Below are 14,368 nucleotides of genomic sequence, written 5' to 3' on the forward strand. Positions count from 1 at the left end.
GGCGCGCTAGAAAGGGCTCATCCGAACAGATCGTCCTGTGTGGGGCTCGGCGGAGGCGGCGATTTGCGCGCGGGTTTGCGTGGGGCGGGCGCGGCCGGCGGCGAATCGCCCGTGGCCACACCGACCTGCCCGTCCGCGAATTCGAGTCGCAACGCTCCGACCTTGCGCGCCGTGCCGGCGCTGCGGACCAGTTCGCCGTCGGGGCCGAAGACCAGGGCATAGCCGCGCTTGAGCGGGGCCCTGGGATCGAGCGAGCGGAGCATCGAAACACCCGCCTCCAGCCGCTCCCCCGCGCGTTCCAGCCGCGAGGTCAGCGTGCCCGGCACCAGCCGCACATGCGCCAGCCGCTCGCGCGCCTGATCGAGTCGCCAGCGCAGCGTGGCCGGGGCCAGCCGGGCCGCCGCCTGATCGAGCGCGGCGCGGCCGATCCCGACGCGGTCGACCAGCGCGCGGCGATGCCGTTCGGTCGCATCGTCGAGCGCCTGTGCGGCGGGTTGCAGCAGCGTCTCGGGCCGGGGCAAGCGCTGCGAGCAGGCGTCCAGCCGCTCGCGCCCCAGCGCCACGGGGCGCGAGGCACAGCGCATCTGCCGTGCGCCAAGGTCCGCCAGCCCCGCCGCCAGTTCGGCGCGCACCGGCACGGCGCGCTCGGCAGCGGCGGTGGGCGTCGGCGCGCGGTGATCGGCGGCGAAATCGGCAAGCGTGGTGTCGGTCTCGTGTCCTACCGCAGAGATAACGGGTATCTCCGAATCGGCGATCGCGCGGACCACCTCTTCCTCGTTGAAGGCCCACAAATCCTCGATCGAGCCGCCGCCACGCGCGACGATCAGCAGGTCTGGCCGAGGCACCGCACCGCCGCGTTCAAGCGCGTTGAAACCGCGCACAGCGGCGCTCACCTGCCCCTTCGCGGTCTCACCCTGCACAACCACGGGCCACACGATCACGTGGCTGGGAAAGCGGTCCTCCAGCCGGTGAAGGATATCGCGAATCACCGCGCCGGTGGGGGAGGTGACCACTCCAATGGTCTTCGGCAAAAAAGGGAGTGGCTTCTTGCGCTCGGGTGCGAACAGGCCTTCCGCCTCCAGCCGCGCCTTGGTCTTCTCCAGCAGCGCGAGCAGCGCGCCCTCGCCCGCCAGCTCCATCCGCTCGATCACGATCTGGTATTTGCTGCGCCCGGCGTAGGTGGTCACCTTGCCGCTGGCGATCACCTCCACCCCGTCTTCGGGCCGGAAGGCGAGGCGCGGGGCGGCGCTCTTCCACATAACGCCGTCGATGACCGACTTGTCGTCCTTGAGGCTGCAATAGAGATGGCCTGAGGCCGCGCGCTTTACCCCCGACAGCTCGCCGCGAATGCGGACAAAGCCGAACCTGTCCTCCACCACCCGCTTCAGGCTGCGCGAAAGATCGCTCACACTGAGCGGCTCGGAATTGTCGCCCGGCCTGGTGTTCGCTAGCAGCGAAGGATCAGTATCGTCTGGATTGGACACGCGAATGAATATCCTTCTGCTCGGGTCGGGTGGCCGCGAACATGCGCTGGCGTGGAAACTCGCCGGTTCCCCCTCCTGCTCTCAGCTTTTCGCGGCGCCTGGCAATCCGGGCATCGCCGAATGTGCGGACATTGTCGCGCTCGATCCGTCCGACCACAAGGCCGTGATTGCGTTTTGCCACGAGAACGCCGTCGACTTGGTCGTCGTCGGCCCCGAAGCGCCGCTGGTCGCCGGGCTGGCGGACGACCTGCGCGCCGAAGGATTTGCGGTGTTCGGCCCGGGCAAGGGTGCGGCACAGCTCGAAGGCAGCAAGGGCTTCACCAAGGACCTGTGTGCGCGCGCGGGCATCCCCACCGCGCGGTACGAGCGGGTCACTTCGCTCGAGGCCGGATGGGGCGCGCTCAAGAACTTCAACGCGCCTTTCGTACTCAAGGCCGATGGCCTTGCGGCGGGCAAGGGCGTGGTGATCGCCGAGACGCGCGAGGAAGCGCAGCACGCTCTCTCCGAAATGTTCGACGGCAGGTTCGGCTCGGCAGGCTCGGAAGTCGTGATCGAGGAGTTCATGACCGGCGAGGAGGCGAGCTTCTTCGCGCTGACCGACGGCGAGATCATCCTGCCCTTCGGCACCGCGCAGGATCACAAGCGCGTGGGCGAGGGCGATACCGGCCCGAACACGGGCGGCATGGGCTCCTACAGTCCCGCCCCGGTGCTGACGGATGCGCTGATCGACCGGGCGATGCGCGAAATCGTGGTGCCCACGGTGCGCACGCTGAGCGAGGACAAGATGCCCTATCGCGGCGTGCTCTACGCCGGGCTGATGCTGACCGACGAGGGGCCCAAGCTGGTCGAGTACAATATCCGCTTCGGCGATCCCGAATGCCAGGTGCTGATGATGCGCTTCGAAGGCGACCTCGCCGCACTGCTGCACGCGTGCGCTACCGGCGACCTGTCGAAGGCCGATCCCGTCCGCTTCTCGGACGACACCGCGCTGACCGTGGTGATGGCGGCCGAGGGCTATCCCGATACGCCCAAGAAGGGCGGCGCGATCGAGCTGGGCGGTGCGGAGGATGACGGCGCAAAGGTCTTCCACGCGGGGACCTCGCGCGATGAGGACGGCGGGCTGATCTCCAGCGGAGGACGCGTGCTCAGCGTGACCGCTCGCGGGAGCAACGCAACGAAGGCACAAGCAGCCGCCTACAAGGCCGTCGACGCGATCACCTTCCCCGACGGCTTCTGCCGCCGCGATATCGGCTGGCGCGAAGTCGAGCGGGAGACCGCCGAATAGCGTGACGGAGTTCACCGAAAGACCCCCCTATCTCATCCATACCAATCGAGAACTGGGGCTGATGCTTCGCGGCGAAAAGCCGCTGGCCAGCTTCGCAGACGCTGAGGGCGGCTACCCGCTCTCCATGCTGCGATACCTGCGAATGTTCGACAGGCATGTTGCCGCAGGACAAATCCTGCGACGTGACTCCTTCGACCAATTCCCGGGTCGGCCCGACTTACGGTTGCAACGCATCCTCTATGCGCTTCCCGGAGAAGAATGGCGCATGGAGGCGATGATCGAGCTTATTATGCGCTCGCCAGTTTGGGGCGCGACTGAGGAACGGCGCGAAGGCGAGTTGCTTGGCTATGCGGACTGGATGAATGACTGGTGGATCGGGCAGCGATACCCGATCACCCCCTACCCCAACCGCTTCGCCACCAGTGCCTGCAAATCCGCCTCGGGCCGTGCGCCCCAGTGCGAGATGACTTCGCCAGCGGCCACCGCGCCGCGGATCAGCGACTCTTCCAGCGACGCGTCGCGGCAATAGCCAGAGAGGAAGCCGGCGGCGAAGAGGTCGCCTGCGCCGGTCAGGTCCTGCACCTTGTCGACCGGCTCGGGCGAAACCTTTGCGCGTTCGTCGCCGCGTGCAGCCAGCGCACCGTCGCCGCCGCGCGTCATCACCACCAACGGCACATCATTGGCGAGGCTTTCGAACGCGGTGTCGGGGTCGGAGCCTTCGAGGATGCCTGCCTCCTCCTCGTTCACGAACAGGATGTCGATGAGGCCATCATTGATCAGCGCGCGGAAATCGGCGCCGTGCATGTGGACGCAGAAATCGGCGCAGGTCGCGAAGGCGATCTTCACGCCCGCATCGCGCGCAACCTGGATCGCGCGCTTCATCGCTTCGCGCGGTTCCGCCGGGTCCCAGAGGTAGCCTTCGAGGAACAGCACCCTGGTGCTGCGGATCAGATCGTCGTCGATCGCGGCGGCGGGGAGAAACTGCGATGCGCCGAGCGAGGTGTTCATCGTCCGCTCGCCATCGGGATCGACCAGGATGAGGCAGCGCCCGGTCGGCGGCTGGTCGTCGCTTTCGCCATAAGGGCGTGCGGGAGTGTCGAAATCGACGCCGACCGAGGTCAGGTCGTGGCGATAGATTTCGCCCAGCTGGTCGTCCGCCACCTGCCCGATAAAGGCGGTCTTGAGCCCCAGCATGGTCGCGCCGGTCAGCGTGTTGGCGGCCGCGCCGCCGGAGATTTCCTTGGTCGGCCCCATCTTGGCGTAGAGATCGACCGAGCGTTCGGCATCGATCAGCCGCATCGAACCCGCCGGCAGATCCTCGTCCTTCAGGAACTGGTGCGTGACGGGGGCGAGAACGTCGACGATGGCATTGCCGATGGCGATCACGTCGTACTGGGGGTCGGCCATGTGGGCTCACAATCCTTTGCTTTGGAAAATCTCGATTGGTGCGCGGCCTAGCGACGAAGCGAGCCGCGGCCAAGGCCGGTTATGGTGTGCAGGCGATTGACTTGGGGGGCAGGCCAACGGAAAAGCAGGGCCTTCATGCTTTCGCTCCCCGCCTCCCTCGCCCGCGCTTTCGCACAACTGGCGGACCCGCGTATCCTGTGGCTGCTGATCAAGTCGCTGCTGGTCACGCTGCTGCTGTTCGTGGCGCTGGGGGCAGTGCTCTATTTCGGGCTGATGTGGCTGGTGGACCGGGGGCTGGGCTCGGTGCTCGACGGGCTGCCGCCGCAGACGGCAGAGCTGGTTGCGACAATCGGCACGCTGCTGGGCGTCGTGCTGGGCGGATGGCTGCTGTTCCGCGTCACCGCGCTCGCCGCGGTGCAGTTCTTCGCCGATGACGTGGTCGAAGTGGTCGAGGCGAAGTACTATCCCGAGGCGCTCGAAAGTGCGCGGCGGATCGGCTTTGCGGAAAGCATGTGGCTGAGCCTCAAGGGCGCTCTGCGGGTCGTCTTCGTCAATATCCTGATCCTGCCGCTGGCGCTGATCCTGCTGGTCACCGGCTTCGGCACCGTGGTGCTGTTCGCGCTGGTCAATGCCTGGCTGCTGGGGCGCGAACTGCGCGACATGGCGTGGCAGCGACACCGGCGCGATCGGTCGGAAGATCCGCCGATCGGGCGCGGCACGCGCTTTGCCCTGGGGCTGATCATTGCCGGGATGCTGACCGTTCCCGGCCTCAATTTCATCGCCCCGATCATCGGGGCGGCAGCCGCCACCCATCTGGTGCAAGGAAGATTGCGCGATGCGTAACGGATCGAAAATGGCAATCGCGCTGGCTCTGGCCGCGTCGGTTGCGGCCTGCGCCACCCCTGCGCCCACGCAGACCCAGCGGCCGACCGCGGGCCGCCCCGTGCCTCCGCAGTCTCCGTCGTCGCAGCGACCTGGCACGGTGCCGCCTACGAACCCGCAGCCCGTGACCCCGGGCAACTTCATCGCGCCGCGGGTGATGAACGACAAGGGCCTGGAATACGTGATCGGCGCGCGCGCCAGCCAGCTGGAGCAGACATTCGGCCCCGCCCGTCTCGACGTGGTGGAAGGCGATGCGCGCAAGCTGCAATTCGTGGGCGAGGCCTGCGTGCTCGACGTCTTCCTCTATCCGCTGGCACCGGGCGCAGAGCCGACCGCGACTTATGTCGACGCCCGCCGCGCGAGCGATGCACTGGATGTGGACCGCGTCGCCTGCGCCAATGCGCTGAGGCGGTAGGGCGCGGGAATTTCGTCTGGGCGCGGCGAAAATTGCGTCGCACGAGAACCGGCGCGCAGCGGACATGCAAGTCCGTGAGCACCGGAAGCGCAGGGCGGCGCGATTTGCAGCCCGCCCAGGCGGAATTCAGACCATGAAGGACTCGCCGCAGCCGCAGGCACCCTTCGCATTGGGGTTTTCGAAAACGAACCCGGCAGAAAAATCGTCCTCCACCCAGTCCATCACGCTGCCGACGAGATAGAGCACGCTCGCCCCGTCGATGTAGAACGTGCCGCCGGGCGTCTCGATCTTCTCGTCGAAGGCCTGTTCGTCGGACACGTAGTCGACCGAATAGGCGAGGCCCGAGCAACCGCGGCGCGGCGTCGAAAGCTTCACCCCGATCGCGTCGTCGGGGGCCTTCGCCATCAGATCGGCGACGCGCTGTTCGGCAGCCGGGGTAAGGCTAACCGCTGCTGGACGTTCGCGAGTTTCCGTCGACATATCGATCAATCCCAAGTCGTCCAAAGTACCACTTCGGACGAAAGTTTATAGCATTCCCAGTTCGAGTCGCGCTTCGTCGGTCATCTTGTCCGGGCCCCACGGCGGGTCCCACACCAGATTGACCTCGGCATCGCGCACGCCGGGCACCGATCCCGCGCGGATTTCGACCTCGGCGGGCATGGATTCAGCAACCGGGCAATGCGGCGTGGTCAGCGTCATGGTGATCGAGACATCCTTGTCCTCGGTCACCTCGACGCCGTAGATCAGGCCCAGATCGTAGATATTGACCGGGATTTCGGGGTCGTAGATTTCCTTGAGCGCGGCGATCACTGCCTCCTGCAGCGCACCGCCCGCACCGGTTTCGCCCGCGCTTTCGGGTTTTTTCTTGAGGAACCCGTCGAGATAGTCGCGCTTGCGCGCCAGCTTCTCGCCCGCAGTTTCCTCGTCGGGATCGACCGCATCCTCCACCCGCGCGCGGGGCGGTTTGCTCGCGACCATCTGCTCGGTCGGCGAAGGAGCCGCGATGTAATCTTTTTCTTCGTCGCTCATCGTCATTACTCTCAGGCGAAAATCTTAAGCGTGCGGTCGATCCCGCGCATCAGCGCGGCGATGTCGGTCTCGTCGGAGTAGACCCCGAAGCTGGCGCGCGCGGTGCCGGGTACGCCCAGATGCTCCATCAGCGGCTGGCAGCAATGGTGCCCGGCGCGGATCGCCACGTTCTCTTCATCCAATATGGTGCCCAGATCGTGCGGGTGAACCCCCGGCAGCTCGAACGAGACGATGCCGAGGCTATCTTCCGGCCCGAACACGCGCACGCCCTGGATGCGAGAAAGCTCGTCACGCAGCTGGCGAACGAGAGCGCGTTCGTGCGCCTCGATCTTTTCGAGCCCGATCTGGTCGATGAAGTCGCAGCTTTCCGCAAAGGCCAGTGCCTCGGCTATCGCAGGCGTTCCCGCCTCGAAGCGCTGCGGCGGCGGGGCATACGTCGTGTGCTCGAACGTGACCTTGTCGATCATCGACCCGCCACCCTGCCACGGCGGCATCGCATCGAGCAGCTCCTTGCGGCCCCACAACGCGCCGATCCCGGTCGGCCCGTACATCTTGTGCGCGCTCATCGCGTAGAAATCGCAGCCGATCTCTTCTACGTCCACGGCCAGGCGTGGTGCCGCCTGGCACCCGTCGAGCAGCAGCTTCGCACCCATCGAATGCGCCAGCTGAGCCGCGCGCTTCGCGTCGAGCACCGAGCCGAGCACGTTCGAGACATGCGCGAAGGCGACCATCTCGTGCTCGGGCGTGAGCATCTTCTCTGCGGCGTCGAGATCGATCCGGCCATCCTCGGTCAGCGGACAGACATCGACCTGCCAGCCCGCAAGCTGCCACGGCACGATGTTCGAATGATGCTCCAGCTGGCTGAGCAGCACGCGACCCTTCTTCGGGTAGCTGTAAGCGACCAGATTGATCGCCTCGGTCGCGCCGCGGGTGAACACCAGTTCGTCCTCGGCCCCGCCAATGAAGGCGGCAACCCGACGGCGCGCCGCCTCGTAGCCCAGCGTCATCTGGGCGGAGCGGGAATAGACCCCACGATGGACGGTGGCGTAATCCTCGCCCAGCGCACGGGCCATCGCATCAATCACCACGCGCGGCTTCTGCGCGGTCGCTCCGCTGTCGAGGTAGTGCCAGCGCTCGCCATCAGACGTCAGCAGGCCGGGGAACTGTGCCGCAATCTCCCGCTCCCCTTCAGGGGGGCGGGGCTGGTTAGCGGAAGGCCCCCCAACCAACCCTCCCCCCTGAAGGAGAGAGGGCTTTGTGTTCGTCTGCGCGCTCACGCCCGCTCTTCCAGCTTGTCGAGCGCCTTTTCGAGCAGCGTCTCGCGCGTGGCCTCGTCGGCCAGTTCGCGGGTCGCATCGCCGATGAAGGCCTGCACCAGCAGGCGGCGGATCGTTTCGGGCGGCAGGCCGCGGGCGGCCATGTAGAACCGCGCGGTTTCGTCCAGCTGGCCCACACTCGCGCCGTGGGCGCACTGCACATCGTCGGCAAAAATCTCGAGCTGCGGCACGCTGTTCACGCTCGCACCCCGTTCCAGCAGCAGGCCCTTGAAGCTCTGCGCCGCGTCGGTCTTCTGCGCATCGCGCGCAACGTCGATCCGGCCGAGGAAATTGCCCGTGCCTGTGCCCCAGTGGACGCTGCGCACGGTCTGGTTGCTGGTCGCGCCCGGATGATCGTGCGCCAGCCGGGTAACAATCTCGCGCGTAGTGTCAGCCCCGCCCAGCGTGATGCCGCCAAGCTCGAAATGCGCACCTTCCGCCAGCGTGACGACGACTTCCAGCCGCCCGAGCTGGCCACCGGCCACCAGCGCGGCGAGTTCTGCGCGCGCGCCCTTCTCCAGAGCAATCCGCAGGCGGCGCATCTCCAGATTGCCACCGCCGTCGAGCACGATCAGGTCTGACCAGCTTTCACCTTCGGCGACGCGGATATCTTCCCACGCCTCGAACGTATCGGGCGCGCAATCCTGCAGCGCGTCGATATCCGAATAGCGCCAGGCTTCGTCCTTGCGGGTGGGGAGGAGAATGCTCTCGGTCATGCGGTCTCCATGACGGCGTCGTAGCCTTCGCGCTCCAGATCGGCGGCAAGTTCCGGCCCGCCGGTCTTGACGATGCGGCCCTTCGAGAGGATCGAGACGTGCGTCGGCTGCACCACGTCGAGCAGGCGCTGGTAGTGCGTGATCAGCAGCACGCCCTTGTCGCCCCCTTCTCCTTCTTTGGCGCGCATGATCGCGTTGATCCCGTCGCCCACGACGCGCAGCGCATCGATGTCGAGCCCGCTGTCGGTTTCGTCGAGCACGGCAAAGCACGGGTCGAGGATGCCCATCTGGACCATCTCGGCGCGCTTCTTCTCGCCGCCGGAAAAGCCGACGTTCACGTTGCGCTTGAGCATCTCCATGTCGAGCTTGAGCAGGCCGGCCTTTTCCTTCGCCAGCTTGAGGAAGTCGCCGCCGGTCATCGGCTCGTCGCCGCGCGCCCGGCGCTGCGCGTTCAGCGCTTCGCGCAGGAACTGGATGTTGGAGACGCCGGGAATTTCGACCGGGTACTGGAAGCCGAGGAACAGCCCGGCAGCCGCGCGTTCGTGCGGGTCCATCGCGAGCAGGTCTTCACCCCGGAAGAATACCGAACCCTCGGTCACTTCGTAGCCGGGTCGTCCGCCAAGCACGTAGGCAAGCGTCGACTTGCCCGCGCCATTGGGGCCCATGATGGCGTGGACCTCGCCCGCATTGACGCTGAGCGTGAGGCCGTTGAGGATTTTGGTGCCGTCTATCTCGGCGTGGAGGTTGTCGATCTGGAGCATGTCTAAAGTGTCTTCAATCCGGTGAAATTGGCGATCGCGAGAGCGATCTCGTCATTAAGCTGTCGAATGGCGCGCTGCTTCGCCTGTTCGGCGTCGTCGTCGGTCAGGCCCTGCGTGGCGACGGCTACGCGATCGGCCTGTACCCGCTTGATCTGCGGCGCACACAAGGCACGCGTGGCGACCACCGCCGCGCGCAGACCGGTGCGCGGTGCGCCCGCGGAGCCCGATTGCAGACAACCGCGTAGCCGCGTCTCCGCCTGCCGAGGGCTCAGCGCGTCCTGCGCCGAGAGCGAAGGACCGAGCGCCATGCTGGCACCAAGCGCCAGGAAGAGGGCGAGTGTCGACCTCACGACTGCGCGACCCGATCCGATGGGGTGATCGCGATCAGCGTGAACAGCAGGGCAATCACGGCCGGGGCGTATAGCATCACGAGGTTCAGCGTTTGCGCAGGGCCCGTTCCGCCATCCCACGCGACCTGCCCGGTGCTGCCGAGCGAGCCGATCCACAGCCCCCAAAGCGCGAAGGCAACCGCGGCGATGGCTAGCCGCACGATCAAGGCGCGCTTGCCGTTGTCTTCCGCGTCGGCAAGTTCGCCAGCAAAGGCACTGTCGCTTGCGGGTGAGGACGTGTCCTCGATTGCTGCATCGGCAGGCACCAGCCGCGCTAGCTTGCGCGCTTCGAACCTCGTGCGCGCCTCGCTCCATGCTGCCGCCTTGCCTTCCAGCGCCGCTTCGAGATCGCGCTGGAGGGAGCGCGCGAGCGAACGCAGACGCGGATTTGCCGTGTCCGTCTGCACCAGCTTGCGGGCGAGCGCCTGCATCGCAGCCAGCTCGCGAGTGGCGGCAGGCGTTTCCGCGAGAGCGAGTACTTCGAGCTTATCCATCGCGACGGTCCCTGCCTGGTCTGAAATCGCGGGGTTTCTGGTCTCGGGGGGATCGGCCACGCGGCGGCCCATTGCCGTCGCGGTCGTAGCGCGGCTTGGTCTGGCGCGGATTGGCCTCTTCGTGGCGGCGTCGCGCTTCCTTGCGGTTGGCTATCGCGGCGCGCATTTCCTGCGTCAGCCTCGCCAGCACCGCGTCGATATCGTTCAGGATATCCGCGGCGGCCACGTGGACCACGCGGATGCCGACCGCTTCCAGGCTCTTGTCGCGCCGGGTGGCGATGGCGGGCTCGACACCCTCCTCGTCGATCAGGATCGCGAGGCCCATATTGTGCGAGTTGAAATCGACGATCGCGCTGCCGACCACCGCGAAGCGGGTGAAGGAGTAGCGCCCGAAATCGGCCTTCGAGAACTTCTCCGCCAGCGCCTTGTGCGCGGGAGAAGCATGGCGACGCATCTCGCGCGCACGATCATGCAGCGCATCGAGCCGCTTCTCCGAAATCTCCCACCCGCGACCCTTCTTCTTGATCGCGGGGGCGTTGGAGTCCTCGGAGGCGGGCCGGAGGTTGAGAGTTTTGCGGTCAGTCATACGTAGCGCTCGAAATCGGGTGAAGTACGACGAAGTCACCGCCATCGATATCTAATGGTTCGCCGTCCTCGGCAACCGTAAGCAATGATCCATCAGGTTTGCGGAGCATCACCTGCAGCCTCTTGTCGAGCGGCGTTGGCGAGGGCTCGATCTGCGCAAGAGTTCGGATCACATACGTGTCCGTTTCGGGGATCATCGCTTCCGCCTGCATCGCAAAGACAGGAGGGAAGGCCCCACCATTCATCGTAGCCTTCGCAAACGTTTTGGCGGGAGATTTAGCACATGCGGATCGAGCATTCTTGACCGCTCGGGTATTCGCCTCGACATCGTCGCTTACCGAGCCGATTTCACGCACCATGCATCCGGCATAGCTGATAGCGCCGAAGAACTCCCACAGGTTCTCCACTTCAACACCGTCCGCAGGCTCTTCTGCGTTCGCCGGGACCCCGCACAGCAGAACCGCTGCCGAAAGCATGGCGCACTTCAATCTGATCATCACCCCACGCTCCCTTCCAGAGAAATCGCCAGCAGCTTCTGCGCCTCGACCGCGAATTCCATCGGCAGTTCCTTCAGCACTTCCTTGGCGAAACCGTTGACGATCAGTGCGATCGCCGCCTCCTCGTCCAGCCCGCGCTGCTGCGCGTAGAACAGCTGGTCGTCGGAAATCTTGCTGGTGGTCGCCTCGTGCTCGATCTGCGCGGTGGGGTTCTTCACCTCGATATAGGGCACGGTGTGCGCGCCGCACTTGTCGCCCAGCAGCAGCGAATCGCACTCGGTGCGGTTGCGCACGCCGTCGGCATTGGCGGCCACGCGAACCAGCCCGCGATAGGTGTTGTTGCTCTGGCCGGCGCTGATCCCCTTGGAGATGATCGTCGAGCGGCTGCGCTTGCCGTTGTGGATCATCTTGGTCCCGGTATCGGCCTGCTGGTGGTTGTTGGTGACCGCGACCGAGTAGAACTCGCCCACGCTATCCTCACCATTCAGCACGCAGCTGGGGTATTTCCACGTCACCGCGCTGCCGGTTTCGACCTGCGTCCAGCTGATCTTGGACCGCGCGCCCTGGCACAGCCCGCGTTTGGTCACGAAATTGTAGATCCCGCCCACGCCATCGGCATTGCCGGGGTACCAGTTCTGCACGGTCGAATACTTGATCTCGGCATCGTCCATCGCGACCAGCTCGACCACGGCGGCGTGCAGCTGGTTCTCGTCACGCATCGGCGCGGTGCAGCCTTCGAGATAGCTGACATAGCTGCCCTTTTCGGCCACGATCAGCGTGCGTTCGAACTGGCCGGTATTCTCCGCATTGATGCGGAAATAGGTGCTCAGCTCCATCGGGCAGCGGGTGCCCTCCGGGATGTAGACGAAGGTGCCGTCGGAAAAGACCGCACTGTTGAGGCAGGCGAAGTAGTTGTCGTGCTGCGGCACCACCTTGCCCAGCCACTTCTTAACCAGATCGGGATATTCGCGGATCGCTTCGGAGATCGAGCGGAAGATGACGCCCGCCTTTTCGAGCTCCTCGCGGAAGGTGGTAGCAACCGAAACCGAGTCGAACACCGCATCCACCGCGACCTTGCGCGCGCCCTTCACCCCGGCGAGCACTTCCTGCTCCGCCAGCGGAATGCCGAGCTTGTCGTAGACCGACTTGATGTCCGGATCGAGCTCGTCGAGCGACTCCAGCTCTTCCTTCTTCTTGGGCGCGGCGTAGTAGTAGGCGTCCTGGTAATCGATCTCGGGATAGCCGAGCTTCGCCCAGTCGGGCTCGGTCATGGTGAGCCATTTGCGGTACGCCTTGAGCCGCCATTCGAGCATCCACTCGGGCTCTTTCTTCTTCGCCGAAATGAACCTGACCGTGTCTTCGGATAGGCCCTTGGGCGCGTATTCGGTGTCGATTTCCGAATGCCAGCCGAACTCGTAGTCGGCGGCCCTGGCGGCGGCTTCGCGGGCTTCCCGATCCTGCTCGGGGTTCTTGAGGTCGATGGTTTCGTTCATGCCAATTCTTTCTGCGCAGGTGCGGAGCCTGCAATCTTCGCCAGCGACACGTCGGCCAATGCGCCGCGCACCGCGGCGTTGACCACCGGCCAGTGCGGCTTGACGGTGCATTCGTGATCGACCGCGCAATCGCCGGTATCGATGCAGGTGACGAGCGCGATGGGCCCTTCGATCGCCTCGACGATATCGGCCATGCTGATCGCCGCGGCAGGTCGTGCGAGCTGCAACCCGCCGCCCGCGCCGCGCGTCGAACGGAGCAGCCCGGCGGCGCTCAGCTTGCTGACGATCTTCTGCGCGGTCGGCACCGGAATGCCGGTTTCCTGCGCCAGATCGGCCGCCGACACCCGCCCGCCGCCACACTTGCGTGCGGTCGCAGCCATGATCACAATGGCATAATCGGCGAGGTTGCTGAGGCGCATACGGGCTAATTCGGACTAATGCAGTCTGATTTCAACCAAAACCCGCCAGTTGCGAGTCGTTAGCGTTTGCCGGTTTCCGCGCCGCGTTTGCTCCGACGCACTGGGGATCGGCCCAAAGCGCGCTCGACAGCGCTGCCGGTGCGCAATAGGGCATCACCCATGCTGTTCCCGCTCGTAAAGCCGCTGCTTTTCCAGCTCGACCCCGAGCGCGCGCATCGCCTGTCTCTCGCAGGTCTCAAATCCTTCCCTTCGAGCAAGCCTCTCCGCCACGACCCGGCGTTGGCCGTTACGCTGGGCGGACTGACCTTCCCCTCCCCCGTGGGTGTCGCCCCGGGGTACGACAAGGATGCCGAGGTGCCCGATGCGCTGCTGGGGCTCGGTTTCGGCTTCGTCGAGGTCGGCACGATCACGCCGCTGCCGCAGGCGGGCAATCCCAAGCCGCGCCTGTTCCGGCTGGTCGAGGATCGCGCGGTGATCAACCGCATGGGGTTCAACAATGGCGGGGCCGAGGAAGCGCACGCACGCTTGCGCAAGCGTGCAGACAAGCCGGGCGTCGTCGGCATCAATATCGGTGCCAATAAGGATAGCGACGATCGCATGGCCGATTATGCGCTGCTGACCGAGCTGATGGCACCGCTCGCCAGCTATCTGACGGTCAATATCTCCAGTCCCAACACGCCGGGCCTGCGCAACCTTCAGGCAGGCGACGCGCTGGCCGATCTGCTGGCCGGCGTGTTCGAGGCGCGCGGTGCCGAGGGGCCGCCGGTGTTTTTGAAACTCGCACCCGATCTCGAGCCCAGGGAGATCGACGCGATCGCGAAGGTCGCGGTGGGCAGCGGGCTGGCGGCGCTGATCGTCTCCAACACCACGCTTGCCCGGCCACCGCTGCGGTCGAAACATGCGGACGAAACGGGCGGGCTGTCGGGTGCCCCGCTCGCGCCCATTGCGCTGCAAAGGCTCAAGGATTTCCGCAAGGCGACCGGGGGGCAGATTCCGCTGATCGCGGCGGGCGGGATCGATAGCGCAGACGCCGCGTGGGAGCGGATCGTCGCGGGCGCGAGCCTGGTCCAGCTCTATTCGGCGATGGTTTACCGCGGGCCGATGCTGTGCCGCCGGATCGCCAAGGGGCTGAGGGAAAGGTTGCGGCGCGAAGGCTTTGCGTCGATTGAGGACGCCATCGGATCGCAAGCCTGAGG

The 14,368-nt window shown here is 65.8% G+C and carries 17 protein-coding genes; 4 read left to right on the forward strand and 13 right to left on the reverse strand.

The features are described from left to right. Positions 1 to 17: 17 nt before the first annotated feature. The gene (gene xseA / locus AAG591_RS05640) at positions 18 to 1,484 is read right to left on the reverse strand and encodes an exodeoxyribonuclease VII large subunit (protein ID WP_342530038.1); all 1,467 of its coding nucleotides are present in this window, start codon (positions 1,482 to 1,484) and stop codon (positions 18 to 20) included. Positions 1,485 to 1,488: 4 nt separating this feature from the next. Here xseA and purD point away from each other — a divergent pair, with 4 nt between their 5' ends. Beyond that, positions 1,489 to 2,769 carry a phosphoribosylamine--glycine ligase gene (gene purD / locus AAG591_RS05645; protein ID WP_342530039.1) on the forward strand — a complete coding sequence of 427 codons (1,281 nt, stop codon included), beginning with the start codon at positions 1,489 to 1,491 and terminating at the stop codon, positions 2,767 to 2,769. 399 nt (positions 2,770 to 3,168) lie between these two features. Here the strand turns inward: purD and AAG591_RS05650 are convergent, their stop codons facing one another. Next, positions 3,169 to 4,176 (reverse strand): adenosine kinase, encoded by a 1,008-nt coding sequence (locus AAG591_RS05650; protein ID WP_342530040.1) that lies wholly within the window; start codon positions 4,174 to 4,176, stop codon positions 3,169 to 3,171. A gap of 135 nt (positions 4,177 to 4,311) precedes the next feature. On the opposite strand from AAG591_RS05650, the gene AAG591_RS05655 reads away from it, so the two are divergent. Both AAG591_RS05655 and AAG591_RS05660 read left to right on the forward strand, forming a co-directional pair. Continuing rightward, positions 4,312 to 5,019: an EI24 domain-containing protein gene (locus tag AAG591_RS05655; protein WP_342530041.1), complete on the forward strand. Its 708-nt coding sequence runs from the start codon at positions 4,312 to 4,314 to the stop codon at positions 5,017 to 5,019. Then, complete coding sequence (locus AAG591_RS05660) at positions 5,012 to 5,473, forward strand: hypothetical protein (RefSeq protein WP_342530042.1); 462 nt, start codon at positions 5,012 to 5,014, stop codon at positions 5,471 to 5,473. Before AAG591_RS05655 ends, AAG591_RS05660 begins: the two co-directional genes overlap by 8 nt. Before the next feature lie 126 nt (positions 5,474 to 5,599). Here AAG591_RS05660 and AAG591_RS05665 read toward each other — a convergent pair whose 3' ends face one another. The 11 genes from AAG591_RS05665 to AAG591_RS05715 are packed head-to-tail and all read right to left on the reverse strand — an operon-like array spanning position 5,600 to position 13,172. Then, on the reverse strand, positions 5,600 to 5,953 hold the full coding sequence (locus AAG591_RS05665; protein ID WP_342530044.1) for a HesB/IscA family protein: 354 nt from the start codon (positions 5,951 to 5,953) through the stop codon (positions 5,600 to 5,602). 45 nt (positions 5,954 to 5,998) lie between these two features. Beyond that, the gene (locus tag AAG591_RS05670; RefSeq protein WP_342530045.1) at positions 5,999 to 6,502 is read right to left on the reverse strand and encodes an SUF system Fe-S cluster assembly protein; all 504 of its coding nucleotides are present in this window, start codon (positions 6,500 to 6,502) and stop codon (positions 5,999 to 6,001) included. Positions 6,503 to 6,513: 11 nt separating this feature from the next. Further along, positions 6,514 to 7,731, reverse strand: coding sequence for an aminotransferase class V-fold PLP-dependent enzyme (locus AAG591_RS05675; RefSeq protein WP_425341640.1), 1,218 nt, complete (start codon positions 7,729 to 7,731; stop codon positions 6,514 to 6,516). Between the two features lie 44 nt (positions 7,732 to 7,775). Then, on the reverse strand, positions 7,776 to 8,534 hold the full coding sequence (locus tag AAG591_RS05680) for a SufD family Fe-S cluster assembly protein (RefSeq protein WP_342530046.1): 759 nt from the start codon (positions 8,532 to 8,534) through the stop codon (positions 7,776 to 7,778). Further along, complete coding sequence (gene sufC / locus AAG591_RS05685; RefSeq protein ID WP_342530048.1) at positions 8,531 to 9,295, reverse strand: Fe-S cluster assembly ATPase SufC; 765 nt, start codon at positions 9,293 to 9,295, stop codon at positions 8,531 to 8,533. The genes AAG591_RS05680 and sufC overlap by 4 nt, the downstream gene beginning before the upstream one ends. A gap of 2 nt (positions 9,296 to 9,297) precedes the next feature. After that, a complete protein-coding gene (locus AAG591_RS05690) occupies positions 9,298 to 9,645 on the reverse strand; it encodes a hypothetical protein (RefSeq protein WP_342530049.1) in 348 nt (115 codons plus the stop codon). After that, on the reverse strand, positions 9,642 to 10,178 hold the full coding sequence (locus AAG591_RS05695) for a hypothetical protein (RefSeq protein WP_342530050.1): 537 nt from the start codon (positions 10,176 to 10,178) through the stop codon (positions 9,642 to 9,644). The genes AAG591_RS05690 and AAG591_RS05695 overlap by 4 nt, the downstream gene beginning before the upstream one ends. Further along, positions 10,171 to 10,764, reverse strand: coding sequence for a DUF559 domain-containing protein (locus tag AAG591_RS05700; protein ID WP_342530051.1), 594 nt, complete (start codon positions 10,762 to 10,764; stop codon positions 10,171 to 10,173). The genes AAG591_RS05695 and AAG591_RS05700 overlap by 8 nt, the downstream gene beginning before the upstream one ends. After that, positions 10,757 to 11,260, reverse strand: a complete 504-nt coding sequence (locus tag AAG591_RS05705; RefSeq protein WP_342530052.1) for a hypothetical protein — start codon at positions 11,258 to 11,260, stop codon at positions 10,757 to 10,759. The genes AAG591_RS05700 and AAG591_RS05705 overlap by 8 nt, the downstream gene beginning before the upstream one ends. Beyond that, positions 11,260 to 12,753: a Fe-S cluster assembly protein SufB gene (gene sufB / locus AAG591_RS05710; protein WP_342530053.1), complete on the reverse strand. Its 1,494-nt coding sequence runs from the start codon at positions 12,751 to 12,753 to the stop codon at positions 11,260 to 11,262. Before sufB ends, AAG591_RS05705 begins: the two co-directional genes overlap by 1 nt. Further along, the gene (locus AAG591_RS05715; RefSeq protein WP_342530054.1) at positions 12,750 to 13,172 is read right to left on the reverse strand and encodes an SUF system Fe-S cluster assembly regulator; all 423 of its coding nucleotides are present in this window, start codon (positions 13,170 to 13,172) and stop codon (positions 12,750 to 12,752) included. The genes sufB and AAG591_RS05715 overlap by 4 nt, the downstream gene beginning before the upstream one ends. A 159-nt stretch (positions 13,173 to 13,331) precedes the next feature. On the opposite strand from AAG591_RS05715, the gene AAG591_RS05720 reads away from it, so the two are divergent. Then, entirely contained in the window at positions 13,332 to 14,366 is a 1,035-nt protein-coding gene (locus tag AAG591_RS05720; protein ID WP_342530055.1) for a quinone-dependent dihydroorotate dehydrogenase, read from the forward strand. Positions 14,367 to 14,368 lie beyond the last annotated feature (2 nt).

Source organism: Citromicrobium bathyomarinum (genome assembly GCF_038594485.1).
In the GTDB taxonomy this organism is placed as follows: Bacteria; Pseudomonadota; Alphaproteobacteria; order Sphingomonadales; family Sphingomonadaceae; genus Alteriqipengyuania; species Alteriqipengyuania bathyomarina_A.

Excerpts from the sequence above, each read along its gene's own strand:
- purD (WP_342530039.1), top strand. The coding sequence starts at position 1,489 with ATGAATATCCTTCTGCTCGGGTCGGGTGGCCGCGAACATGCGCTGGCG.
- AAG591_RS05650 (WP_342530040.1), bottom strand. The coding sequence starts at position 4,176 with ATGGCCGACCCCCAGTACGACGTGATCGCCATCGGCAATGCCATCGTC.
- AAG591_RS05655 (WP_342530041.1), top strand. The coding sequence starts at position 4,312 with ATGCTTTCGCTCCCCGCCTCCCTCGCCCGCGCTTTCGCACAACTGGCG.
- AAG591_RS05660 (WP_342530042.1), top strand. The coding sequence starts at position 5,012 with ATGCGTAACGGATCGAAAATGGCAATCGCGCTGGCTCTGGCCGCGTCG.
- AAG591_RS05665 (WP_342530044.1), bottom strand. The coding sequence starts at position 5,953 with ATGTCGACGGAAACTCGCGAACGTCCAGCAGCGGTTAGCCTTACCCCG.
- AAG591_RS05670 (WP_342530045.1), bottom strand. The coding sequence starts at position 6,502 with ATGAGCGACGAAGAAAAAGATTACATCGCGGCTCCTTCGCCGACCGAG.
- AAG591_RS05680 (WP_342530046.1), bottom strand. The coding sequence starts at position 8,534 with ATGACCGAGAGCATTCTCCTCCCCACCCGCAAGGACGAAGCCTGGCGC.
- sufC (WP_342530048.1), bottom strand. The coding sequence starts at position 9,295 with ATGCTCCAGATCGACAACCTCCACGCCGAGATAGACGGCACCAAAATC.
- AAG591_RS05695 (WP_342530050.1), bottom strand. The coding sequence starts at position 10,178 with ATGGATAAGCTCGAAGTACTCGCTCTCGCGGAAACGCCTGCCGCCACT.
- AAG591_RS05700 (WP_342530051.1), bottom strand. The coding sequence starts at position 10,764 with ATGACTGACCGCAAAACTCTCAACCTCCGGCCCGCCTCCGAGGACTCC.
- AAG591_RS05705 (WP_342530052.1), bottom strand. The coding sequence starts at position 11,260 with ATGATCAGATTGAAGTGCGCCATGCTTTCGGCAGCGGTTCTGCTGTGC.
- sufB (WP_342530053.1), bottom strand. The coding sequence starts at position 12,753 with ATGAACGAAACCATCGACCTCAAGAACCCCGAGCAGGATCGGGAAGCC.
- AAG591_RS05715 (WP_342530054.1), bottom strand. The coding sequence starts at position 13,172 with ATGCGCCTCAGCAACCTCGCCGATTATGCCATTGTGATCATGGCTGCG.
- AAG591_RS05720 (WP_342530055.1), top strand. The coding sequence starts at position 13,332 with ATGCTGTTCCCGCTCGTAAAGCCGCTGCTTTTCCAGCTCGACCCCGAG.